General features: G+C 63.2%; 22 protein-coding genes. 9 read left to right on the forward strand and 13 right to left on the reverse strand.

The features are described 5' to 3' along the window. The first annotated feature begins 33 nt into the window (after positions 1 to 33). The 3 genes from HW090_RS09845 (at position 34) to HW090_RS09855 (ending at position 4,056) form a co-directional block, all read left to right on the forward strand. Positions 34 to 552 (forward strand): sigma-70 family RNA polymerase sigma factor, encoded by a 519-nt coding sequence (locus HW090_RS09845; protein WP_179113364.1) that lies wholly within the window; start codon positions 34 to 36, stop codon positions 550 to 552. Further along, the gene (locus HW090_RS09850; RefSeq protein ID WP_256930645.1) at positions 549 to 1,499 is read left to right on the forward strand and encodes a FecR family protein; all 951 of its coding nucleotides are present in this window, start codon (positions 549 to 551) and stop codon (positions 1,497 to 1,499) included. Before HW090_RS09845 ends, HW090_RS09850 begins: the two co-directional genes overlap by 4 nt. 139 nt (positions 1,500 to 1,638) lie before the next feature. Beyond that, positions 1,639 to 4,056 carry a TonB-dependent receptor gene (locus HW090_RS09855; protein WP_179113365.1) on the forward strand — a complete coding sequence of 806 codons (2,418 nt, stop codon included), beginning with the start codon at positions 1,639 to 1,641 and terminating at the stop codon, positions 4,054 to 4,056. Between the two features lie 95 nt (positions 4,057 to 4,151). On the opposite strand, the gene HW090_RS09860 is transcribed toward HW090_RS09855, so the two are convergent. The 7 genes from HW090_RS09860 to HW090_RS09890 all read right to left on the reverse strand — a co-directional run bounded on the left by HW090_RS09860 (position 4,152) and on the right by HW090_RS09890 (position 10,884). Then, on the reverse strand, positions 4,152 to 4,925 hold the full coding sequence (locus tag HW090_RS09860; RefSeq protein WP_179113366.1) for a MetQ/NlpA family ABC transporter substrate-binding protein: 774 nt from the start codon (positions 4,923 to 4,925) through the stop codon (positions 4,152 to 4,154). A 71-nt stretch (positions 4,926 to 4,996) separates the two neighbouring features. Next, positions 4,997 to 5,662 carry a methionine ABC transporter permease gene (locus tag HW090_RS09865; RefSeq protein WP_179113367.1) on the reverse strand — a complete coding sequence of 222 codons (666 nt, stop codon included), beginning with the start codon at positions 5,660 to 5,662 and terminating at the stop codon, positions 4,997 to 4,999. Beyond that, positions 5,662 to 6,669 (reverse strand): methionine ABC transporter ATP-binding protein, encoded by a 1,008-nt coding sequence (locus HW090_RS09870; RefSeq protein ID WP_179113368.1) that lies wholly within the window; start codon positions 6,667 to 6,669, stop codon positions 5,662 to 5,664. Before HW090_RS09870 ends, HW090_RS09865 begins: the two co-directional genes overlap by 1 nt. 156 nt (positions 6,670 to 6,825) lie before the next feature. Further along, a complete protein-coding gene (gene znuB / locus HW090_RS09875; RefSeq protein WP_179113369.1) occupies positions 6,826 to 7,617 on the reverse strand; it encodes a zinc ABC transporter permease subunit ZnuB in 792 nt (263 codons plus the stop codon). After that, positions 7,610 to 8,404, reverse strand: coding sequence for a zinc ABC transporter ATP-binding protein ZnuC (gene znuC, locus HW090_RS09880; protein WP_179113370.1), 795 nt, complete (start codon positions 8,402 to 8,404; stop codon positions 7,610 to 7,612). The genes znuB and znuC overlap by 8 nt, the downstream gene beginning before the upstream one ends. Continuing rightward, positions 8,401 to 8,901, reverse strand: a complete 501-nt coding sequence (gene zur, locus HW090_RS09885; RefSeq protein WP_179113371.1) for a zinc uptake transcriptional repressor Zur — start codon at positions 8,899 to 8,901, stop codon at positions 8,401 to 8,403. Before zur ends, znuC begins: the two co-directional genes overlap by 4 nt. A 102-nt stretch (positions 8,902 to 9,003) precedes the next feature. Beyond that, positions 9,004 to 10,884, reverse strand: coding sequence for a PhoX family phosphatase (locus tag HW090_RS09890; protein WP_179113372.1), 1,881 nt, complete (start codon positions 10,882 to 10,884; stop codon positions 9,004 to 9,006). A gap of 183 nt (positions 10,885 to 11,067) precedes the next feature. Between HW090_RS09890 and mqo the strand changes: the two genes are divergently transcribed. From mqo to HW090_RS09905, 3 genes are all read left to right on the forward strand, one after another. Further along, entirely contained in the window at positions 11,068 to 12,762 is a 1,695-nt protein-coding gene (gene mqo, locus HW090_RS09895; RefSeq protein ID WP_373416393.1) for a malate dehydrogenase (quinone), read from the forward strand. Between the two features lie 167 nt (positions 12,763 to 12,929). Then, on the forward strand, positions 12,930 to 13,151 hold the full coding sequence (locus HW090_RS09900; protein ID WP_179113374.1) for an AbrB/MazE/SpoVT family DNA-binding domain-containing protein: 222 nt from the start codon (positions 12,930 to 12,932) through the stop codon (positions 13,149 to 13,151). A gap of 10 nt (positions 13,152 to 13,161) precedes the next feature. Beyond that, complete coding sequence (locus tag HW090_RS09905; protein ID WP_179113375.1) at positions 13,162 to 13,587, forward strand: type II toxin-antitoxin system death-on-curing family toxin; 426 nt, start codon at positions 13,162 to 13,164, stop codon at positions 13,585 to 13,587. 48 nt (positions 13,588 to 13,635) lie between these two features. Here HW090_RS09905 and HW090_RS09910 read toward each other — a convergent pair whose 3' ends face one another. The 6 genes from HW090_RS09910 to HW090_RS09935 all read right to left on the reverse strand — a co-directional run bounded on the left by HW090_RS09910 (position 13,636) and on the right by HW090_RS09935 (position 22,119). Further along, on the reverse strand, positions 13,636 to 16,089 hold the full coding sequence (locus tag HW090_RS09910) for a TonB-dependent receptor (protein WP_179113376.1): 2,454 nt from the start codon (positions 16,087 to 16,089) through the stop codon (positions 13,636 to 13,638). Between the two features lie 88 nt (positions 16,090 to 16,177). Further along, a complete protein-coding gene (locus HW090_RS09915) occupies positions 16,178 to 17,119 on the reverse strand; it encodes a FecR domain-containing protein (RefSeq protein WP_179113377.1) in 942 nt (313 codons plus the stop codon). Then, positions 17,116 to 17,640 (reverse strand): sigma-70 family RNA polymerase sigma factor, encoded by a 525-nt coding sequence (locus tag HW090_RS09920; RefSeq protein WP_179113378.1) that lies wholly within the window; start codon positions 17,638 to 17,640, stop codon positions 17,116 to 17,118. The genes HW090_RS09915 and HW090_RS09920 overlap by 4 nt, the downstream gene beginning before the upstream one ends. A gap of 332 nt (positions 17,641 to 17,972) precedes the next feature. Continuing rightward, positions 17,973 to 20,495, reverse strand: coding sequence for a TonB-dependent receptor (locus HW090_RS09925; RefSeq protein ID WP_179113379.1), 2,523 nt, complete (start codon positions 20,493 to 20,495; stop codon positions 17,973 to 17,975). 158 nt (positions 20,496 to 20,653) lie between these two features. Then, a complete protein-coding gene (locus HW090_RS09930) occupies positions 20,654 to 21,607 on the reverse strand; it encodes a FecR domain-containing protein (RefSeq protein WP_179113380.1) in 954 nt (317 codons plus the stop codon). Continuing rightward, positions 21,604 to 22,119 (reverse strand): sigma-70 family RNA polymerase sigma factor, encoded by a 516-nt coding sequence (locus HW090_RS09935; protein ID WP_256930646.1) that lies wholly within the window; start codon positions 22,117 to 22,119, stop codon positions 21,604 to 21,606. Before HW090_RS09935 ends, HW090_RS09930 begins: the two co-directional genes overlap by 4 nt. Before the next feature lie 193 nt (positions 22,120 to 22,312). Here HW090_RS09935 and HW090_RS09940 point away from each other — a divergent pair, with 193 nt between their 5' ends. The 3 genes from HW090_RS09940 to HW090_RS09950 all read left to right on the forward strand — a co-directional run bounded on the left by HW090_RS09940 (position 22,313) and on the right by HW090_RS09950 (position 24,093). After that, positions 22,313 to 22,819, forward strand: a complete 507-nt coding sequence (locus tag HW090_RS09940) for a sigma-70 family RNA polymerase sigma factor (RefSeq protein WP_179113382.1) — start codon at positions 22,313 to 22,315, stop codon at positions 22,817 to 22,819. A gap of 35 nt (positions 22,820 to 22,854) precedes the next feature. Further along, positions 22,855 to 23,760 (forward strand): FecR domain-containing protein, encoded by a 906-nt coding sequence (locus tag HW090_RS09945; RefSeq protein WP_179114878.1) that lies wholly within the window; start codon positions 22,855 to 22,857, stop codon positions 23,758 to 23,760. 126 nt (positions 23,761 to 23,886) lie between these two features. After that, on the forward strand, positions 23,887 to 24,093 hold the full coding sequence (locus tag HW090_RS09950) for a ParD-like family protein (protein ID WP_179113383.1): 207 nt from the start codon (positions 23,887 to 23,889) through the stop codon (positions 24,091 to 24,093).

Here is a 24,093-nt window from a genome sequence, read left to right on the forward strand (position 1 = left end):
CGCCCGAGCGGGCAGGCACGACAAGGCAGGATCATGTCCCGTAGCGACTCAGCCGATCTGCTGGCAAGCTTCCAGGAGCATTACGATGACCTCCTGCGCTTCCTCGCCCGCCGCCTGGGCGATGTGGAGTGTGCGGCGGATGTCGCCCAGGACGCCTACCTGCGCCTGGCCCGCCTGCAGCCCGGCACACCGATCGATGAGCCGCGCGCCTATGTCTTCCGCGTCGCCGGCAACCTGGCCATCGACCACCTGCGCAAAGAGCGGCGCCTGGCCGGCCTGCACGCCGATGAGCTGGAGGCGGCGGATATCCACGATCCCTGCTCAGGCCCAGAAAGTGCCCTGGCCGCCAGCCAGAGCCTGGCACAACTGGATGCCGCTCTCGACCAGTTGCCCGCCAATGCCCGCCTGGCGCTGCTGCTCAACCGGCTGGAAGGGCTGACCCATACCCAGATCGCTACGCGCCTCGGCGTCTCCGAAAGCATGGTGGGCAAGTACATCGTCCAGGCCATGCGCCATTGCCATGCCTGGCGTCGGCAGAGGGACAGCCAGTGAGCGAGCATCTGACACAGGAGCAGGCGACACTCGAAGACCAGGCCATCGAGCGCCTGGTGCACCTGCACTCGGGCCGCGCCACGGCGGCTGACCGGCAGGCCTTCGCGCACTGGAGCCAACTCAGCGACGCCCACCGGGCAGCCGCACAGGGCGCCCAGTCCCTGTGGGACGACCTTCCACAAACCGAAGCAGCCAGGCACTTCGTCCCACCGGCGCCACGCCGAACACGCCGCCGCCTGCTCACAGTGGCCCTGGCGGCATCGCTGGCCATCGTAGTCGTCGGTGGCGCTCTGCTCGACCCACTGGTGACACTGCGGGCCGACCACGTCACCACCGTTGGCGAGCGCCGCCAACTGCACTTGCAGGACGGCAGCCAGCTCTGGCTGAACAGTGCTTCCGCCGTCGCCATCGACTATTCCCCGGGCAGCCGCACGGTCCGGTTGCTCAAGGGAGAGGCGTTGTTCGACGTGGCCAAGGACGCCACCCGCCCCTTCATCGTGCAGGCCGGGGATGGCAGCGTGCGCGCCGTGGGTACGCGTTTCGACGTTGACCTGCACGCTCGACACACCGACGTGGTGGTGAGCGAAGGCATCGTCGAAGTGACCTCGGGCAAGCAGACGGCCGTACGGCTGGTCGCCGGACAGGGCGTGACCTACCAGGCTGGACAACCCCTGGGCGCATTGCGCCAGGTGGACGCTCAGGACAGCACCGCCTGGCAACGCGGCAAACTGATCTTCAACCGCCGCCCGCTGGGCGAGGTACTGGCCGAACTGGAGCGCCACCTGCCCGGCAAGCTCCACCTCACCGATGACGCATTGCGCGGGTTGCGCATCAGCGGCGTATTCGAGCTGGACGACCCGCAAGCCGCGCTGCGCACCCTGGAGCAGACTCAGCCACTGAGCATCACCCGCCTGCCACTGCTGACGCTGATCCGTCCTAAACCCTGATCAGCGAGTTCACCGCTGGCGCCTGAAAAATTTTCGATCCGCCACGGCAAGGTCGACCAGGCTGTTTCGTCGTAGGCATGAAGCGCGAAGTATTCGTATTTATCGCGCCATCGCCAACCCGCACAAGACAGGGCCAACCATGCACGACCAACCCACCCGCTCATTGCGCCGCGCCATCGCCTTCGCCACCCTGCTCGGCTGCACTCTGCCTGCCCTGGCGGCAGAACAGCCAGCACGCTTCGATATCCCCGCCCAGCCGCTGGACAGCGCCCTGACCCGCTTCGCTGACCAGGCCGGGCTGCGCATCCTGTTCACCTCCGACGACGTCGCCGGCCTCGACGGCAACCCCCTGAACGGCAGTTTCCCACCCAGCCAGGCGCTGCAACGGCTACTGCAAGGCAGCGGCTACGGCTTCCAGTTCGTCGACGAAAAGACCCTGACCCTGCGCAAGCTGCAGGAGGGCAGCGGGCCGGTGGAGCTGGATGCGACCCGTATCGACAGCTCAGCGACTCCTCGGCTCATGAGCGAAGGCAGTGGCTCTTATGCATCCACGGCGGCCAGCATCATGAAGGGCGCAAGGTCCCTCAAGGAGATTCCACAGTCCGTTACCGTCATGACACGCAAGCGACTGGATGACCAGCGGCTGGATACCGTCACAGAGGCACTGGCCAATACACCGGGTATCGTATTGATCCGGCGCCCGAACGGAGGCAGTGACATCTATGCTCGTGGCTACCTGACAGAGTCGCTTCAGTACGACGGTGTTCCCATGTTGCGCTATCACAATTGGGGGAATTCACTGTCCGCAAGCGCCGTCCACCTTGATCGGATAGAGGTCCTGCGTGGCGCATCAGGGCTGCTCGAAGGTGCCGGACATCCGGCAGGATCGGTGAACCTGGTACGCAAGAGAGGGTTGGCTGACAACGCGCTCAGTCTGGAAGCACGCGCAGGCTCCTGGGATACCTACGGCACGCGTATCGATACCGGAGGCCCCTTGAACGAAACGGGCACCTTACGCTCCCGGATAGTCGTCGATTACCAGGATGGGCATTCCTTCCTCGATTCGGTATGGGACAAGGACGCCAATGCCTATGCGGCCCTCGATCTCGATGTTTCACCCAATACGGTGATTGGCCTGGGGTTCTCGTATGCCCGCCTGAATGGCAACAGCGCCTTGTATAGCGGAGTGCCCCGCTACGCGGATGGCCGTTCACTGGGTCTATCCAGATCGGCCTATCTCTCCCCGGGCTGGAACGAGGCAACTCGCCGTGAAAAGCAGACCTTCATCGACCTTGAACACAGGTTGAATGCCGACTGGAGCTTCAAGAGCACGGCCGTTTTCATCCAGGAGAGCTATGACGCCATCGAGTCCCACGCGAATGGACTGGTGGCCCTGGGCGGCAACACCGTCAGCGGGCCAGGCTTCGATTATTCGGACTCGGCAAAAAGCCACGGCCTGGACATGAACCTTACAGGAAACCTGCAATTGTTCGGCCTCGCCCACGATCTGGTCCTGGGCGGCAACTATTCCAGACAGGAACGGGACGACGGCTATAGCCAGTACTGGGGCTACGCCACCTATAACGTCTTCGATCCGAGACACAATCCGCCACGCCTTGAACAGTCGACCCCGACCGCGATCCTCGAGCAGGATACCGATACAGAACAACGCGGCCTGTACGGCATGCTACGCAGCCACCTGACAGACAAACTCACCCTCAACCTGGGCGCACGGGTGAGTTGGTACGCGTTCGACTCGGAGACGACCATATTGAATGCTGCCAGCACATCGCGCTCGTCCCTGGAAGAAAATGGCGAGTTCACGCCCTATGCCGGACTGGTGTACGCCTTGACGCCTCAGTGGTCGGCGTATGCCAGTTATACGGAAATATTCAGCCCCCAGACTTCGACCGATGCCCAGTTCAGGATACTGCCGCCCATGACCGGCATTGCCTATGAAACAGGAGTGAAAGGCGAGCATTTCGATGGAGACCTCAACACTTCTCTGGCCATCTACCGCGTGGACCAGAAAGACCGTGCTGTCACGGACTACGATGCGCCCATGGTGTGCGATGGCTGGTATTGCTCACGTGCCGCCGGGAAAGTGAGAAGCGAAGGCTTCGAACTGGAAGCCCATGGCAAGCTGACCCAGGGACTGCAAGTCAGTGCCGGTTACACCTACAACCGGAACCGATACTTGCAGGACACCGATAAAGCCCTGGAAGGAAAACCGTTCGACTATGGTCCCCGGCATGTGCTCCGCCTCTGGTCCGATTACCAGCTACCAGGCGACCAGGGAAAATGGCGCGTAGGCGCAGGCGTCAACTTCCGCAGCGAACAGAAGACGAACAGCACGACCCGATTGAATCCGGTACAGGGCAGTTACGCCATCTGGAATGCGATGCTTGCCTACAGGATCGACGGGCACTGGTCGACCCAGTTGAACATGAACAATGTGTTCGACAAGAAGTACTACTCGAACATCTCGGACAACTACTTCTATAGTCATGTCGGCGAGCCACGCAACTTTACCGTCAGCCTGCGTGGGGAGTTCTAGCCCATAGGATGGATTGAACCTGGAACGGCGGATAGCAAAAGCCCGCGATAAACGCGGGCTTTTAGGCACGGACGTCGAGGGATAGTGAGAGCCTCTTACTTCACCGGTACGACCGAACCCTTGTACTTCTCTTCAATGAACTGCACCAGGGCATCGCTGTGCAGGGCCTTGGCGACCTTCTGCAGGGCTTCGGAGTCCTTGTTGTCCGGGCGCGCGACCAGGATGTTCACATAGGGCGAGTCGCTGCCTTCGAGGATCAGCGCATCCTGGGTCGGGTTGAGCTTGGCTTCCAGCGCATAGTTGGTGTTGATCAGCGCCAGGTCCACCTGGTTCACCACGCGCGGCAGGGTGGCAGCTTCCAGTTCGCGGATCTTCAGGCCTTTCGGGTTCTCGGCGATGTCACGCGGCGTGGCGGTGATGCCGGCCTCCGGCTTCAGGGTGATCAGGCCGGCCTTCTGCAACAGCAGCAGGGCGCGACCGCCGTTGGTGGCGTCGTTGGGGATCGCCACGCTGGCGCCCTTGGGCAGCGCGTCGAGGCTCTTGTGCTTGGTGGAATAGGCGCCGAACGGTTCGATATGCACGCCGGTGACGCTGACCAGTTCGGTGTTGCGGGTACGGTTGAACTCATCCAGGTAGGGCTGGTGCTGGAAGTAGTTGGCGTCCAGGCGCTTCTCGGACACCTGCACGTTGGGCTGCACATAGTCGGTGAAGACCTTCACCTGCAGGTCGACGCCCTGCTCGGCCAGCGCCGGCTTGATGAACTCGAGGATTTGCGCATGGGGCACGGCGGTGGCTGCGACGGTCACGGTTTCCGCCGCCTGGGCGTTGAATGCAACGGCTACGGCCAGGGCCGCAAAAATCTTTTTCATCGTTCGATTCCTTGAAAGTTGGGCGAGGTGAAGTGCTGAGCGGGGTGCGATCGTACGCTCGCCCTGAAATGTCACTTGCGGGAAAAATGTACCACCAACTTGTCGCCCAGGGTTTGCAGAATCTGCACCAGCACCAGCAGCAGGACCACCGTGACCACCATCACGTCGGTCTGGAAACGCTGGTAGCCGAAGCGGATCGCCAGGTCACCCAGGCCTCCAGCGCCGACCACGCCGGCCATCGCGGTGTAGGCCACCAGGGTGATGGCTGTCATCGTGACAGCGGCGATGATGCCTGGCCGCGACTCGGGCAGCAGCGCATCGAAGATGATCTGCCGGGTACTGGCCCCCATGGCCTGGGTCGCCTCGATGATGCCACGGTCCACCTCACGTAGCGCAGTCTCCACCAACCGTGCGAAAAGCGGTGCAGCGCCGACCACCAGCGGCGGGATGGCACCTGCCACGCCCAATGAGGTGCCGACCAACTCCACGGTCAGCGGGATCATCACGATCAGCAGGATGATGAAAGGCAACGAGCGCAATACGTTGACCAGCAACGACAGCACACCATAGAACGCGCGGTGCTCGAACAACTGCCGTGGGCCGCAGAGAAACAGCAGAACCCCCAGCGGCAGCCCCAGCAACACGGTGAACAGCAGCGAGCCGCCAAGCATCAGCAAGGTGTCCAGGGTCGCCAGCCAGATTTCGAACCAGTCGACATTGACGAAGAAAGCATCCATCAACGCAGTACCTCCACATGTACGTCGGCGGCTTCCAGGCGCGCCACGGCGGCGATCAGGTCGCCGCCCACCAGCGACAGGGTGAGCTGGCCATAAGGGGTGTCCTTGATGCGGTCGATACGCCCGGACAGGATGCTGTAGTCGACGCCCGTCTCGCGTGCCACGCGTCCCAGCAGCGGCGCGTAGGTGGCTTCGCCACGGAAGGTCAGCCGCAGGATGCGCCCCGGCACCTGGGCGAAATCCGCCAGTTGCTCGTGCTCATCGACCTGTTCGTCCTCCAGCACGAAGCGCTGGGTGGTCGGGTGTCGTGGGTGCAGGAACACATCGGCCACCGTGCCCTGCTCGACGATGCGGCCGCCGTCCATCACCGCGACCCGGTCGCAGACGCGACGGATCACGTCCATCTCGTGGGTGATCAGCACGATGGTCAGTTTCAATTCGCGGTTGATCTCGGCCAGCAGGCGCAGCACCTGGGCTGTGGTCTGCGGGTCGAGGGCGCTGGTCGCCTCGTCGCACAGCAGCAGATCCGGCCCGGTGGCCAGGGCGCGGGCAATACCAACGCGCTGCTTCTGTCCGCCGGAAAGCTGCGCCGGGTACTTGCGCGCCTGCTCGCGCAAACCGACGCGCTCCAGCAACTCGGCGACCCGCCGTTCGATCGCCTCGCGCGGCCAGGCACCCGAGAGGTGCAGGGGCATGGCAATGTTGTCGGCCACGGTCTTCGAAGCCAGCAGGTTGAAGTGCTGGAAGATCATGCCCACACGCTGGCGAAAGCGCCGCAGACCCGTCGCATCGAGGGCGGTGACGTCTTCGTCGCCAACCAGGATACGCCCGCCGGAGGGCTCCTCCAGGCGGTTGATCAGCCGCAGCAGGGTGCTCTTGCCCGCGCCGGAATGGCCGATCAGGCCGAACACCTCGCCTTCTTCGATGCGCAGGTCGGTGGCATGCAAGGCCGGGATTTCCCGGCCATCGGCACGATAGGTCTTGTGGACTTGCTGGAATTCGATCACGTGCGAACCTTGTGGGTGCGTCGGCACAAAGGCGGCATTCTACTCATTACACTCAGGCCTTGCTCGTGCCGGGGCAGGCCGTCTGGGGAATTGCGAGAAGCCCCTATCCCCAGCCCTCTCCCGTAAACGGGAGAGGGGGCAAAGGCGTGTACAGCCTCAAGCCGCCTGCCGCCGTGGCGCAGCGAAGCTGAGCAGGAACAGCGCCGCCGCGCTGACCACGATGGACGGGCCGGCCGGGGTGTCCTGGTACCAGGACAATGCCAGGCCGGCACAGACGGCGACGATCCCCAGCAGGCTGGCGCCCAGCGCCATCTGCTCCGGCGTGCGCGCATGGCGTTGCGCGGCGGCGGCGGGAATGATCAGCAGGGAGGTGATCAGCAGCACGCCGACGATCTTCATCGCCACGGCGATCACCACCGCGATCAGCAGCATCAGCGCCAGGCGGATGGCCGCCACCGGCAAGCCTTCGACCCGTGCCAGTTCCTCGTGCACGGTGATCGCCAGCAGCGGCCGCCACAACGGCACGAGGATCAGCAGCACCAAGGCGCTGCCGCCGAGAATCCAGGCCAGGTCGACCGGCCCCACGGCCAGCAGGTCACCGAACAGGTAGCCCATCAGGTCGATACGCACGTCGTGCATGAAACTCAGGGTCACCAGCCCCAGTGACAGGGTGCTGTGGGCGAGGATGCCGAGCAGCGTGTCGGACGCCAGCGGCTGGCGCTGTTGCAGGGTCACCAGCAGCACTGCCAGCAGCACACAACCGACGGTGACCGCCAGGGTCGGGCTGATGTCCAGCATCAGCCCGAGGGCAACGCCGAACAGCGCGGCATGGGACAGGGTGTCGCCAAAATAGGCCATGCGCCGCCAGACCACGAAGGAGCCGAGCGGCCCGGCCACCAGTGCCAGGGCGAGGCCCGCGAGCAAGGCATTGAGCAGAAAATCAGGCATGTTTGCAGCCATCTCCATGGACGTGCGGCTTGACCGGGCCGTGGATGCTCAGGCCCGGTACGACCTCGCCCTGCAGATCGTGGCTGTGGTCATGGTGGTGGTGATAGATCGCCAGGCTGCGCGCATCCTGGCCGAACAGCTCGATGAAGGCCGGGTCGTTGCTGACCTGCTCCGGATGGCCGGAACAGCAGACATGGCGGTTCAGGCAGACCACCTGGTCGGTGGCGCTCATCACCAGGTGCAGGTCGTGGGACACCATCAGCACACCGCAACCATAGCGTTCGCGCAATTGCCCGATCAGCCGGTACAGCTCGGCCTGGCCGGCGACGTCCACCCCCTGCACCGGCTCGTCCAGTACCAGCAGTTCCGGCTCGCGCAGCAGGGCGCGGGCCAGCAGCACGCGCTGCAACTCGCCGCCGGAGACCCGTTGCAACGGGCTGTCGATCACATGCTCCGCACCGACCTCCGCCAGCGCCGCCAGCGCCCGTGCCCGATCCACCTTCGGCACCAGGCGCAGGAAGCGCAGCACCGACAGCGGCAGGGTGGCGTCCACGTGCAGCTTCTGCGGCATATAGCCGATGCGCAGCCGGGGCTTGCGCCAGACCTCACCACTGTCCGGCTTGAGCAGCCCGAGTACGCTGCGAACCAACGTGGTCTTGCCGGCGCCATTGGGGCCGATCAGGGTGACGATCTCACCCCGCGAAACCTTGAGGTTCGCGCCATCGAGCACCGCTTGCGCGCCGAAACGCACACCGACCCCTTCGAGGCGAATCAGCAGGTCGCTCATGCCGCCGCCTGACAGGCCGTGCAGAGTCCGACCACCTCGACCGTCTGGCCCTCGACGGCAAAGCCGACCGCCTTCGCCGCACCGACGATGGCTTCGGCGATCGCAGGCTGCTCCAGCTCGATGGCGGTATGGCAGTTACGGCAGATCAGGAACTGCCCCTGGTGCGGATGCTCGGGATGGCTACAGCCGATGAAGGCGTTGAGCGAGGCGATACGGTGCACCAGGCCGTTGTCCTGCAGGAAATCCAGTGCCCGGTAGACCGTCGGCGGCGCGGCGCGGCGGCCGTCCTGCTCGCTCAGCACCGCCAGAATGTCGTAGGCACCGAGCGGCTTGTGGCTGTCCCAGACCAGTTCCAGCACGCGCTTGCGCAACGCGGTCAGGCGTACCCCCTGGCGTGCGCAGACCGCCTCGGCATTGGCCAGCGCATCGTTGACGCAATGGGAGTGGTCGTGCGGCGTACAGGCCAACGGCGTCCTGGCGGTATAAGGTTTGAGCATGACAGCGCGCTCCGAAGGAGAAGGCCGTTATTCTATTACCCTTTCACTGGCTTGTGGGGCCGGTGGCTGCCGTTCGTGGGCGAGCCGCGGCTGCGCAAGCGCTCAAGCGCCGATGATTCCACCATCCGTCCTTGTGATCGCCATCACCGAGGAGCGTGGACGCCCGCCGGGCACATGGTCGGGAAAGCCGGAACCGCCCTCCTCGCCGGGATGCTGGATGCCGACGAACAGCGTCCGGTAGTCCGGCGCGAAAGCCAGGCCGGTGACCTCGCAGCCCACTGGCCCGACCATGAAGCGGCGAATCTCGCCGCTCTCGGGGTCGGCGCAGAGCATCTGGTTATTGCCCATCCCCACGTAGTCGCCGCTGTTGCTGTACTTACCATCGGTCAGCACCCACAGCCGCCCATCGCGGTCGAAACCCAGCCCGTCCGGGCTGTTGAACATATTGGCGGCATTGATCTGGCGCGAACCGGCATTCGCGCTGCCAGGGTGCGCCACGGGATTGCCGGCGATGATGAACAGGTCCCAGTCGAACGCCAATGCCGCCGCATCGTCAGCATCCTCGCGCCAGCGCAGGATCTGCCCGTAGAGGTTGTTCGCACGCGGATTCGGCCCGGCGACCGGTTGGCCATCTTCGCCGCGCTTGCTGTTGTTGGTCAGGGTGCAATAGACCTGCCCGTCGTGCGGGCTGACCGCGATCCACTCCGGACGGTCCATGCGCGTGGCACCGACCTGGCTACCGGCCTGGCGGGCGCGGATCAGCACATCGGCCTGGCTGGTGAAGCCGTTGTCTTCGGTCAGGCCGTTGCGCCCATGGCGCAGCTCGATCCAGCGACCACGGCCCTTTGGCTGGTCGCGGTCGCCATCACCGGCATCGAAGCTGGCCACGTAGAGCGTGCCGTGGTCGAGAATATCGCGGTTGGCGCGGGCATCGCCGGGTTGCAGACGGTCGCGACTGACGAACTTGTAGATGAACTCGCCCCGCTCGTCGTCGCCCATGTAGACCACCACCCGGCCATCGCGACTGGTGGCGAGCGCCGCGTTCTCATGCTTGAAGCGCCCCAGGGCGGTGCGTTTGAGCGGACGGGACTGCGGGTCGAACGGGTCGATCTCGACAATCCAGCCGTGCCGGTTGAGCTCGTTCGGATGCTGCGCAATATCGAATCGCGGGTCGAAGCGGTGCCAGTCGTTGCCTTGGCTGGCATGGGTGACGCTGTAGCGCTTCTGGTCGGCATCCAGCGACAGTTGTGGATCGCCGCTGCCGAAACAGTCGGTGAAATTTTCCTCACAGGTCAGGTAGGTGCCCCAGGGCGTCTGCCCGCTGGAGCAGTTCTGGAAGGTGCCCAGCACTTCGATACCCTGCGGATCGGCAGCGGTACGCAATAGCGCATGCCCGCGCGCCGGCCCGCTGACACCGATCGGTGTATTGCCGTGGATGCGCCGGTTGTAGCTGGAGCCCGGCACGAAGCACCACTCGCCCTGCTGGCGCCGCACCTCGATGACCGTCACCCCTTCGGCTGATTGCGCCTTGAGCACATCCTCCGCCGATTGCGGCAAGCCGCCATGGGCCAGCAGGTACTGGTAGTTCACGTATTCGTTGTTGATCGCCATCAGCGCCCGGTCCGCGTCGCCCGGCCAGGGGAAGAAACTCATGCCGTCGTTGTTGTCGCCGAACTGCTGCAACTGCTCGACGGCGCTGTTGCCACCGTCATGACGGAAGGCCGGACCGTCTTCAGCCAGCGGCTGGCCCCAACTGATCAGTACGCGGGACTGATAGCCCTCCGGCAGAACGACAGCATCGCGTGTGGAAGCAGGAAGATTGTCGAATCCCAGCAGGCGACTGCGAACGGCGCCGGCATGGGCACTCCCCAGCGGCAAGCCACCCAGGAAGAAAGCGGCGGCACCCAGGGCGCCCATGCCGATGAAACCACGGCGGGACAGGCTGGCGATGCGTTCGAGGTCGGTCGATTCTTGATCGTGCATGGCGGACTCCAAGGCTGCGAGCCGCTGACCTTAGGAGCAGGCCATGACGATTCCATGACAGCGCATATTCGCCCTGCGCAGGCCGCGCTAATGGAAAACGTATGCGCCTGTAAATGGAACTTTTGTCGCCATCATTTGTTACGATCTTATCGCTCACTAAAAAATCGCGGAAACCGCACGGATATCATGAAAAAGATCATTAAAGCCTTGCTTGGAATAAGTGTGTCACTGGCGGTGGCACTGACACTCTTCCTCTACTGGCCGCTGTACCAGCGCAGCGTGCCCCCCGCAGAGAACGAACAGCCGGTGGACGTGGTGCTGATCGGTGGCGGCATCATGAGCGTGACCCTGGCGACCTATCTGCAGGAGCTGGAACCAAGCTGGAACCTGCATCTGTTCGAGCGCCAGGACGGCGTCGCACAAGAGAGTTCGAACGGCTGGAACAACGCCGGCACCGGGCACTCCGGGTATGCCGAAATGAATTACACCCCCGAACTGGCGGATGGCTCCATCGAGACCAAGCGCGCGGTCGGGATCGTCGAACAATTCGAAATCTCGCGCCAGTTCTGGGCGCACCAGGTCGAACAGGGCCGTCTGCCCAAGCCGTCCGACTTCATCAACCCGACGCCGCACATGAGCTTCGTCTGGGGCGACGAGAACATCGAGTACCTGCGCAAGCGCCATGCCGCGCTGGTGAAGAACCCGATGTTCTATGGCATGCAGTTCTCCGAGGACCCGGAGCAGATTCGCCAGTGGGCGCCGCTGCTGATGGAAGGCCGCGATCCGGCGCAGAAGGTGGCTGCCACCTTTATGCCGCTGGGCACCGACGTCAACTTCGGCGTGATCACCAACCAGCTCACCCAGGCACTGCAAAAGAGCGAGAACTTCCACCTGGAGCTGAGCCATGAGGTGACGGCCCTGCACCAGAACGAGGACAAGACCTGGAGCGTCACCGTACTCGATATCGGCACGGGCAAGGAGCGCACCATCAAGTCGCGCTTCGTCTTCATCGGCGCCGGCGGCGCTTCGCTGAAACTGCTGCAACTGTCCGGTATCCCCGAGTCCCGCGACTATGCGGGCTTCCCGGTCGGCGGCCAGTTCCTCGCCTTCGAGGCACCCGCCATCGCCGAACGCCATGATGTGAAAGCCTACGGCAAGGCCGAGGCCGGCTCGCCGCCGATGTCCGTACCGCACCTGGATGCGCGCAAACTCGACGGCAAGCCCGTGGTGCTGTTCGGACCCTTCGCACTGCAGAGCACCAAGTTCCTCAAGGATGGCTCCTGGTTCGACCTGTTCTCCTCGGTCACGCACAACAACTTCGGCGGCATGCTGCGCGTCGGCAGCGAGAACCTGGACCTGGTCAAATACCTGGTGCAACAGGCGGCCCTGAGCGATGCGGACCGCCATGCCGAACTGCTCAAGTACTTCCCCAACGCCAAGCCGGAAGACTGGAAACTGGTGACCGCCGGCCAACGTGTCCAGGTGATCAAGCGCGACCCGCAGCAAGGCATGATCCTGCAATTCGGTACGGAAATCGTCAGCGACGCGGACGGCACCATCGCCGCCCTGCTGGGCGCCTCGCCCGGTGCGTCCACCTCGCCACCGATCATGCTGAACGTGCTGGCCAAGGTCTTCCCGCAACAGATGGCCGCCGGCTGGGAAGCGCGCCTGAAGGAAATCGTCCCGTCCTACGGACGCAACATCAACGACAGCGCGACGCTGACCAACGAAATTCGCTGGAAGACCAGCCAGGCCCTGCAACTGCCCTACCTGAACGTGCCGGATGCCGACAGCGAACAGGCCGTGTCCGCTCCCGCCGCCACGAACGAGCCGGCTATCGATGACGATGGCAGCAACAAGGAATTGCAGGCACCGTAAGGAGAGAAGAGCTGGAAGCCTGGAGTGTGGGAAGGTGTCCGTACCGTGATCTTCGGTCGTGGCACGGAACATGGCTTCTGGCTTCAAGCTGGCCCGCCAGGAAAAGTCATTTGCAGGCGTCCGAGATTGAGTTATACCATCCGTTATAACAATCTCCGGAGGCTGTAATGAAACTCAAGATCAGCGCCATCGGCAACTCTGCCGGCGTCATCCTGCCCAAGGAAATCCTCGCTCGCCTGCGCCTGGAAAAAGGCGACGAGCTGTATGTGCTGGAAACCCCCGACGGCATCAAGCTCACCCCATTCGATCCGACCCTGGCCGAGCAGATGGCCGTGGCCGAACAGATCATGCGTGAAGACCGGCAAGTCCTGCACAAACTGGCGCAGTGAGGGTTTAGCGATGATCATCTGGGTCAGTAAACAGCTGGCGTTGGCTATTCATGAGCGTCAACTGGCCGAGCATGGCGGTGCCAACGGCACACGCGATGAGGGACTGCTGGACTCTGCCCTGGCACGCCCGCAGCAGTTCCATGCCTATGGCGAACCACCACCGGATCTGGCTGACCTGGCGGCAAGCCTGGCGTATGGCCTGGCTCGCAACCACCCATTCCTCGATGGCAACAAACGCACAGCACATGTTTGCTACCGTGTTTTTTTGCAGCTCAATGATTGCAAGCTGGTTGCCAGCGATGAAGAGAAATATGCCGCGATGCTCGGCCTGGCCGAAGGCTCCATCGACGAAGCCGGCTTCGCCCAGTGGCTGCGCAGCCGCATCGTCATCGACCCACCGGCCTCCGTGCAGGAGCCGGCGGGGCAGTATGGCTGAGCGAGGCGCAAAACAGCGGGCATGCCTGCCCGCTCATCCAGGTTCGAATCAGAAGTCCCCACGCAGGGTCAGCATGTAGGAACGCGGATCGCCGAAGATATTGCCACGGTCGGTTCCAACGGCAGTCGCGTAATACTTGCGGTCCGTCAGGTTCTCCCCGGTCAGGCTGACTTTCCAGTGCTCGTCGAGCTTCCAGGAGGCGCGCGCATCCAGGATGGCGCGACCGGGAGAGCCGTACTCGTCACCCAGGGTCGTTTCGTTCACATAGCCGGACTGCGCGGAAACCCCAGCACCCAGCGTCAGGCGGCTCCAGTTTCCAGGCAGGGTATAGCTGGTGCTGACCCGGGCGAGATGCTTCGGCGTATCGATGGTCATGGCTGCGTTGCCAGCGCTGCTGGTCATGTTGTAGGTGTAGCCCGCCAACACTTCCAGGCCTGGCAGTACTTCACCGCTGGCCTCCACATCGAACCCCTTGCTGCGCTGGATGCCACCGTTGATATAGCAGGTTCCCCAGGTGTCGTTGCTCAGGCACTGGCCTGAATTGGCCTTGTCCTCGACAGAAACATCCTCGCGCTTGATGTAGAACAGCGCGAGGGAAAGATTCAGCCGCTTGTCGAGCAATTCACCCTTGATTCCGGTTTCGTAGTTCGTACCGACGGCCGGATCGAGAAAGGAGCCCCCGACATTGCGCTGGTTGCTTTGCGGTTTGAAGATATCGGCATAGCTGGCATACCAGGACCAGTTCTGGTCGATGTCGTAGATCAGGCCGGCAAAGGGCGTGACCTGCCGATGCTGCCGGGCCACGTAGTCACCACTGCCGAAGCGATTGTCGAAGTCGTACTTGTACCAACTGACACGCGCACCGAGCACCAGGCTCAATGGCTCGGACAGACGCAGGCGGGTATTGGCGTAGACACCTGCCCGCGTATCTACGTAGTCGCTGATCACCGACCAGGCCGGACGGGCCGGCTTGGCGAAGGCATGACGGTCCACATCGAAGATGTCGATCGGCACATTGATCGATACCGGTGCTCGCTTCTCGGTGATTTCCTGCTTCGACCAGTTGGCCCCCACCGTCACCTGGTGGCTACGCCCGAATGCATCGAAGCGGCCTTCCAGAAAACTGTCTATGCCGGAACTGTTGGCGCTGGTGTTGCGAAATTCGACACTGCGGAACGTAGAGCCGGCCTGGGTGACCGGATTGACCGCACCACGCGCATAGGCCAGCGCCTGGTCGAAGCCGCCTTCGGAGTGAGTCAGCGAGGTCTTGAGGGTCCAGTCATCGTTGAGGCGATGGGCAAGCTCGGTGAACACCTCATCGAGCTCGGTCTCATGCTTGTTCCAGTCCTGGGTCAATGACGTGGAGCGGGAAATATCCAGCGACTGACCATTGCTGTAGCGGGGCAGGTTGAAAATGGTATAGCCCCTGATCTCGGTTCGTTGACGCCGCACGCTCAGGGTCAGGGTGGTGTCATCCGTCAGGTCCGCCTCGACGATGCCGTACAGCAGAGGGGTTTTCGCATCCAGCCCGTCCAGGTAGGAGCCTTTGTCTTCATAGGCGGCAACGAAACGCCCGCGCAGCGTACCCGCATCATTGAGTCGGCTGCTGCCATCCAGATCCAGGCGGTAGTTATCCCAGGAGCCGGCCCGCGTGGTGATGGAGAATTGCGGCTCCGCGGTTGGCCGTTTGCGCACCAGGTTGATCGCACCGCCCGGACCACCGGCGCCCACCAGCAGACCCGCCGCTCCACGCAGGACCTCGACACGGTCATAAATGGCCATGTCAGTGGGCATCCAGCCGGTCATGTTGTAGGCCTGACCGGGAATACCGTCCATCATGTAGGCTTCGTCGTCGATATCGAAGCCACGCGACTGATATCGATGGGAACCGAAGTTACGCTGAGTGAAGGACAGACCTGGCGTCTTGGAGAGCACCTGGTCCAGGGTATTCAGGTTCTTGTCGTCCATCACCTGGCGCGTCATGACGGTGACCGATTGCGGCGTCTCGCGCAGCGATTGCACAGACTTGCCGATGCTCACGGCCCCCGTGGTGTATGAGCCCGTACCCTCGGTCGTCGCACCCTGCACCTTGCCTGAAATGGCCACCGAAGAAAGCTCCAGCGCCTCACCGGCCTCGACTGCGGGCACCAGGCTGAAGTTGCCCCCCTGGCCGGCCAGCGCTTGCAGCCCAGTCCCCGCCAGCAGGCGCGAGAAACCTTGCTCGACGCTGTAGCGGCCCTGCAGGCCCGGGCTTTGCCTGCCATTGGTCAGCGCCGCATCGAAAGAGAGCACCACACCTGCCTCATTGGCGAAGCGAGCCAGTGCCGAACCCAGCGCACCTGCGGGTATCGAGTAGGTCTGCATGCGCGTTTCGGCATGCGCCTGGCCATCATGGCCGAGCAGCGGCGCGATAAGTCCCAGCGGCAGCGCCAGGGTGACGCCGAGAATGGCGGCCGCGAGCGGCGTTCTCGCAAGAGGCTGCGAGGATGGAGTGCGTGTCATGGTTGGCTCCTGCAAAGGCCTTGTTGGCTGTTTTCAGGAGAGGTCGAACGGGCGCCTGCAAATCGACAATGGGAAATGAAAAATATTTTCAAACACGCGGGCGGACGCGCACCCAATAACGTGTACGCATCTCGACACGCACCGGCAGCGCCTGGACGATGGCGGCGAGAGCACGGTCGGTGTCGTCCAGCGGGTAGGCGCCGGACAGACGCAGGCCGGCAACCTCGTCAGCACACTCGATGAAACCTGGCCGATAGCGTTGCAACTCGGCCAGCACACGGTCCAGGCGCCAGTCGTCGATCACCAGGCGCCCCTGGCTCCAGGCGCCATGGCTCGGATCGGAGAGCCGTGGCGCAGGCAGAGGACCATCAGCAAAATCGAGGCCCATGCCGGCATCGACCCGCACTTCGGCAGCATCGGGCGCATTGCGCACGGCAACGGCATGCTGCTGGACATCGAGCGCGGTGTGATCGGCGAACTGCCGCACACTGAAGCGCGTGCCCAGAGCGCGCATCTCGCCATGGGCGCTACGCACCTTGAAGGGCCGGGGGTCCTTGCCCGTTTCGACCAGGATCTCGCCGGCCCGCAGGACGAGCAGCCGCTGCCCGGCATCGAAACGGATATCCACGGCACTGGCGGTATTCAGCGTAAGGCGAGTGCCGTCCGACAGGACCAGGCTGCGGCGCTCGCCGGTGCGGGTGCGCAGGTCGGCAAGCCAGACGGGCGCCTGCCGATACCCGCTCCAGGCCAGCCCGGAAACGCCCAGGCCCAGCACCAGCCCCTTGAGGACCGTGCGCCGCATCGGCTGCGCGACGCCACGGCCCAGGGCGCGCCGCGCCAACGGCCCGGGCAGGCCCTGCAACTCGCTCTGCAAGAGTTCCAGCCGCTGCCAGGCCCATTGATGGATGTCTGCGTGCCCATACCAGGCCTGCCATTGCTCACGGGTCCGGGCGCAATCCGGCGCGGCGCCAAGGCGTGCGTGCCACTGGGCGGCATCGCGCAGGGCCTGGCGCTGGGCCGGAAGATTCACCCTTGGGCGTCCAGGGCGAACAGCAGGCACTGTTCGGTGGCCTTGGCCATGTACTTGGTCACCGAACTGACCGAAACCCCAAGGCGCCTGGCGATCTCGGCATAGCCCAGGCCATCCAGTTGCGCCAGCAAAAAAGCCTGGCGCACCTTGGGGCCGAGGCCGTCGAGCATCGCATCGAGTTGCAACAGGGTTTCCAGCATCAGCAGGCGTTCTTCCGGCGAACAGGCCGCCAGTTCGGGTTCGAGGGCCACGGCCTCCAGGTAAGCCTGCTCCAGGCTGCGCCGACGCAGGTGGTCGACCATCACCCGCTTGGCCACCGTGGCGAGGAAGCTGCGCGGCTCGCGCAAGGGCTGGACCAAGGTCCCGGCGATCAACCGGACGAAGGTGTCATGGCTGATATCGGCCGCCTGCTCGCGATCCCCCAAACGCTGACGCAGCCAACCGTTCAGCCAGCGATGATGCTCGCGGTAGAGCGCGTCCAGCTGGGCGTGGCTCGATGTATCTGGGGGCGCAATGGACATCCCGGCTCCTGCAACGAGCTTAATAATAAGAACTCGTCGCAATTCTACTTCTGGCAGCGGAGCATTGGGAATGGTGAAGTCGACGACAGCCCGAAACAGGCGAGAAACGTACCGCAGCGAAGTAACAACCGAAGGCTGGTCCGTCAGGGTGAGCGCAGCGAATCAAGCACAGTCTACGAGTGGTAAATGAGCATGACTCGATCGCTCGCCCTCCGGTCACCCTGAAATACACTGCCCGCCAGCAGTTCTGCGAGCCGTTTCTAACGCCACGGGGCCAGCGCGCAGCAGACCGTGAACAGACTCTAAGAGCTGTACCTTATTTTCATGCTGGATTAGAACTTGCTGCGTATCGTCAACATGAAATTACGCGGATCACCATAGAAATTGTTGTACGCCGATGTACCCACCGTCGAGTAATACTTCTTATCGAAAAGATTGTTGGCATTCAGCGTAGCCGACCAGTTCTTGTCAATCAGGTAATCGAGGCTTGCACTCCAGAGCGTGTAGCCTGATTGCATGAACTTGTAGTCGACAGGATCTCCGTTGAACTGACCTGTGGCCGGGTTGTAAGGCGTAACGGACCCCGTTTTGGACGTATCACTCTGGGTAGTAACGCCCAGGCCGAGTTTCCAGTCACGCAACTCCCCTGGCAGCTGGTAAGTACCCCAGACCTTCAATAGATGCTTGGGCGTAACGCCCTCGAAGGTACTCCGTCCTTCATCGGCATCCTTGGCAGTAAGGTGGTTGTAGGTATAGCCGGCCATCAGTTGCAGGCCTCTAACAACCTCTCCGCTGACTTCTGCATCGAAACCTTTGCTGATCACTTGGCCTGCATTGAAATAGCAGCAAGTGGCATCCGCTTCGGGCGGCCCACTGTTGATACCATTCTCGTCATAGACAGCGGCCTTCTCCTGCTCCATGCGATAGAGGGCAAAGGAAGTATTCATCCGCCCGTCAAACAGTTGGCCCTTGACCCCAAACTCGTAGTTTTTCGACGTGGCAGGGTCGATCTGGACACCGTTCGAGTCGGTAAATCCCGCCTGTGGCGTGAAGGTCTCGGCATAGCTGGTGTAAGCCGTCCACTCGCCGTTCAGGTCATAGGTCAGGCCAGCGTAAGGAGTGAAAACGCCACGTTCGTGTTTTGTTCCAGGGCGGGTTGACGCGGAGTTGGCGAAGTCCTGTTTGTTCTGGTAGCTGTAGTCAGAGGCACGACCACCCAAAATGAACTTCAAGTCCTCGGACAGTGCCAGACGGACCATTCCATAGGCCGAACGACGAATCTCGGGCAGTTCCTGTTTCTTGGTGTAGGTACTGCCCTGGTCCTGCGGTGGATTCTTGCCACTCAGGTCCAGCGGCAGCCCTCGAAGGCCTGTACGCTGGACCACAGTACCCACGGTGTTGGTGTAATCGACGCCCACCAACAGGTCGTGGTGCAGATCGAACGCATCAAAACCACCCTTGACGTAGCTATTGACGGTCTTGCGTATGCTACCGCCCTTGTTAGGGAACTGGTGCCAGGTTGGGCCTGTGCCAGTAAGTGGGTCGACGCCACCAAAGAAATAAAGACCGACTGAATCGCGGTCGATATCGACATAGGAAAGGTCGGTGACCAGGGACCAGTCGGCATTCAGGTTGTGTTCGAGCTTGGCGTAGAGTTGAGTCGTCTTCTCCCGCACGGTGTTCCAGTCCGCAGTATAAGCGGTATGGCGGGATAGCTTCAGGTCATCACCATTGGTATAGCGTGGCAGGCCGGCGAAGTAGGGAACACCATCGTTGTCCTGCAAACTACCGCCTACGGTCAGGGTAGTGTCTGCATCGAGGTCGAACTCCAGCGAACCATAGGTCAGCGTGTTTTGCGTATCGACGTAATCGATGAACGACTTGCTGTCCTGGTAGGCCATGCCGATCCGAGCGCGGATATCGCCACTATCGACCAACGGTCCAGTCAGGTCGAACTCCGTGCGGTAGTTGTCCCAACTTCCGGCCGAAGTGGAAAACGTCAGTTGCTTTTCCCGCTGGGCACGTTTGCGTACCAGATTTACGGTGCCACCCGGATCGCCGCTGCTGGAGTACAGGCCATCCACGCCCCGCAGGAATTCGACATGGTCATACTGGGCCATATCCAGTTGGCTGAGCGACCCGAAACCGGCAATGGACGTTGTCAGCGGCGCCCCACCGTCGATCGTCGTGTTGGAGACAGCAAATCCACGTGAGAAAAAATTGCTCTCATTGCCCATGGCAGCCTGGGAAACACCGCCTTTCTGTAGCGAAACGCCGGTCATTTTGCTCATGACATCAGTCAGGCTACTGAGGTTCTGATCCTCGATACGCTGGCGTGTGATCACTGAAACACTATGCGGCACCTCACGAACGCCACTGGCAATCTTGCTGCCCACGGCCGTTGCTCCAGTCGCATAGCTACCGGTTCCCTCAGTAGTCACCCCAAGCTGCATGCCTGTGACATTGGTCGCCCCAAGCTCCAATGCATCGACATTGTCCACCGCCACCTCCAGCGCATAGTTACCGCCGGTATTGATCGCTTGCAGACCGGTACCGGCCAGAAGGCGCGCCAGCCCTTCGCCCACGGGATAAGTGCCGCTGAGGCCGGGACTGCGCTTGCCCGCCGTCAGGCGCGAGTCCACCGACAGCAGAATGCCCGCCTCGCTGGCGAAGCGGTTGAGCGCCTGGTCGAGGTTGCCGGCGGGAATGGCATAACTACGGTTCTGTTCGGCACTCGCCGGTTGTGCCTGGACGGTCGCAGCCAGCAACGGGCTGGCCGCGAGCAGGCCGGCGAACAGTGCGCGGGTAATCGAAAGGCTCAATGTGGAGCGGTGTAAGACGGGCAGGTGCGGCATTCTGGATATCCTCTTAAGAATGCTTCTTGGTTGGTTTCAAGAGGAATCCCGCGCGAGCCGGCAAAACCGACAATGGCTTTTGAAAAAGTTTTTAGCGGCACGCTTCAAGCCGCAAGTGACCGCGGGCGGTGCACCTTCAGAGATTTGCGGCTTGGTGCTCACCGCTGTTTCACGGTCACCCAATAGCGCGTCAGGCGATGCACCTCGACCGGCAGTGACTGCTGCAAGGCGACCAGCACACGGTCGGTGTCAGCCAGAGGGAAGACTCCGGTCAATGGCAGATCGGCAACCGCAGGATCGCAGCGCAGTACACCCGGGCGATGGCGTGACAGCTCCTGGAGAAAGTCGCCCAGCGGCATGCGCTCGGCGATCAGCTTGCCCTCGCTCCAGGCAGCGGCGTTCGGGTCGGCCTGGCCAACCGCCGCGTTGTGATCGGCAGAAAACCAGCGGCGCTGGCCTGCCAGCAGGCGCGACGGCGCGGCGTGTCGGGGACGCAGCTCCAGTTCGCCCTCGTAGAGTTCGACCTGACTACCGCCGTCGACTTCATACACGGAGAAACGGGTGCCCAGGGCCTGAATCTCGCCCGCCGCCGTTTCCACGATCAATGGACGCCCGGCGGCATCCCGACCACTGTCGAGCAGCAATTGGCCCGTGAGCAACTGGATGCGCCGCTCGCGCTCGCTGTAGCGGATATTCACCGCACTGCCGCTGTTGAGGCTGAGGCGGCTGCCATCGGCCAGCGTGCGTTGCAGACGCTCGCCCGTGCCGCTGCGCAGGTCGGCCATGGCCTCGCGCCAGGGCAGTTGCGCATGCGCCAGATAGCCGCTGCCGCCCGCGACCAGCAGCAGGCTGAGCAGTTTCAGGGTCTGCCGCCGGCGGGCATCGGGCTGCTCGCGCAACACCGCGCTGGCGGTATGGGCGGGAACACCCGCCAGGGTGCCCTGCAAGTGTTCCAGGCGCCGCCAGGCACGCACGTGCTCGGGATCGGCCGCCTGCCAGTCGATGAAACGCTGGCGCTGCTCGTCGTCCAGTTCGCCGCCCCATTGCAGCATCAGCCAGTGGCTGGCCTGCTCGACGATGGCGGGGGCAATGGGCGCGTCGGCAGCTTTCATTCGGCGTAGAGCACCTGATAGCAGGCGGCGATGGCGCGCAGCATGTACTTCTGCACCGAACTGATGCTGACCTGCAGACGCTCGGCGATCTGTGGATACGTCAGCCCCTCGAACTGCGAGAGCAGGAAAGCCTCGCGCACCCGGGCCGGCATGCCATCGAGCATGGCGTCGATCTGCATCAGGGTTTCGATGACCAGGGCGCGGGTTTCCAGCGACGGGCTGTGCGCTTCCGGCTGGGCCGCCAGGGTGTCGAGGTAGGCCTGCTCGATGCGCTGCCGGCGCCATTGGTCGATGACCAGGTTGCGCGCGATCTGCGCCAGGAAGCGGCGCCCTTCGCCATGCTCGGGCATGCGCCGGCTCGCCAGCAGGCGCAGGAAGGTGTCATGGCTGATATCCGCCGCCTGCTCGCGGTCGCCCAGGCGCTTGCGCAACCAGCCTTGTAGCCAGCCATGATGATCGCGGTAGAGGCTGTCGAGGCGTTGCCGCGATGAAGGAGGCGGAGAGCTGGACACCCGGATTCTCCCGGGCCTGGCCCGATAAGGATAAGAATTGATCGCGATTGTAGGCGGATGGCCCTGGTTTGCAAACGGCCTGTGCGCAAGAGCCGATGGATGCCCACAGGCCCGGTTCATCGCAGAGTGTGCAATTGCCTGCGCTTCCATCAGCGCTATAGAATGAGAACGGTTTCCATATCAGAGTGACACCGTGTCCAGAACCGCCCCCAGCAAACTGGGCTTCTTCTTCAGCGACCATCACCGATGGCTGCTGCAGCATGTACAGCGCCGTCTGAACAATCGCGCGGATGCCGAAGACACCGCCGCGGAAGCCTTTTGCCAACTGCTGGCCTCACGCGTCGACCCGGACAGCATCGAACAGCCGCGGGCCTACCTCTCCACCATCGCCCGCCGGCTGATCTTCGACCGCCAGCGCCGCTGGAAGCTCGAACAGGCCTACCTGGAACGCCTTGCCCTGCTTCCCGAGGCACTCGCCCCTTCGCCGGAAGAAACCGCGCTGCTGCTCGAAGCGCTGCTCAGCATCGACCGCAGCCTCTGCGGCCTGCCGCGCGTGGTCAAGCAGGCCTTTCTCTACAGCCAGCTCGATGGCCTCAGCTACCGTGAGATCGCACAGCGCCTGGACGTTTCCGAACGCACCGTAGGTCGTTACATGACCCAGGCATTGCGCCAGTGCTACCTGGCGGAACCGGCGCAGTGACGCTCGATACCGCTGCCGAACAGGCCATCGAGTGGATGGTGTTACTGCGTTCAGGCTCGGCGGACGCCGAAACCCTGGCGGGACTCGAAACCTGGCTGGCCGCCAGCCCGGCCCATGCCGAGGCCTGGCAACACCTCCAGCAACGCCTGGGGTCGCCTTACGACACCCTGCGCCGCCATGGCCAGGGCGAAGACGCCCGCGCCGTGCTGCTGCGCCCCCACACCTCGCGGCGCAACCTGTTACAGGCCCTCGCCGGTGTGGGCCTGGTTGGCGGCGGCCTGTGGCTGGCGGCGGGCAGTCGCCCTGGCCAGGCGTTGCTGGCCGACTACAGCAGCGCCACCGGCGAGCGGCGCAACGTCACGCTGACCGACGGCAGCCGTCTGTTTCTCAATGCCGCCAGCGCCGTCGACGTGGACTTCACCCCCCGGCAACGGCTATTGCACCTGCGCCACGGAGAGCTGGTGGTGCAGGCCGCCGCCGATCCGGCACGCCCCCTGCGCGTACTGACCGCCGAGGGCGAGACACGGGCGCTGGGAACCCGCTTCCTGGTGCGCCAGGAGGCAGGCGCCACCCGCGTGGTGGTGTTGCAGCATGCCGTGCACATCAGCAATACCAGCGGCCAGGCCCTGGAACTACGCCAGGACCACGCGGCGCTGCTGCGCCCTGGCAGCATCGAGACGCTGCCGGAGCAGAACTACCGTGCCGACTGGCTGCAAGGTCGACTCAGCGTGCTGGACGAAACGCTGGAGTCCGTCATCGCATCGCTGCGCCCCTACCGCCACGGGCTGATCCGGGTCGACCCACGTGTCCGCCCCTTGCGTGTACAAGGCGTGTTCCCGCTGGACGACAGCGATCGCACCCTGCTGGCCCTGGCCGAAACGCTGCCGATCCGCATCGAACACTACGGCCCCTGGATCACCCTGATCAGCCCTCGCGCCTGAGCGGAAAGCTTCGAGGGTAGGTTTACGGCCTCCTTCCATTTGGGTCGTTCGTTCCGGAGAAAGCGCCTTGCATAGCCATCGAGACGAATATACGATTCATATACATTCCATATATTCGAGATTGACATGGGCATTGTGAACATCGACGACGACCTGCACGACCAGATACGCAAGGCGAGTGCCGTGACGTGTCGATCCATCAACGCGCAGGCGGCCTTCTGGATCAAGGTCGGCATGCTGTGTGAAATGAATCCGACGCTGACCTTCAATGAAGTCGTCGTGCAGGAGCTTCGGGCCGCTGGCGTCGAAGCCCAGGCTGTCAGGGCGCTTTGA

It is taken from the genome of Pseudomonas sp. ABC1 (genome assembly GCF_013395055.1).
Taxonomy (GTDB): Bacteria; Pseudomonadota; Gammaproteobacteria; order Pseudomonadales; family Pseudomonadaceae; genus Stutzerimonas.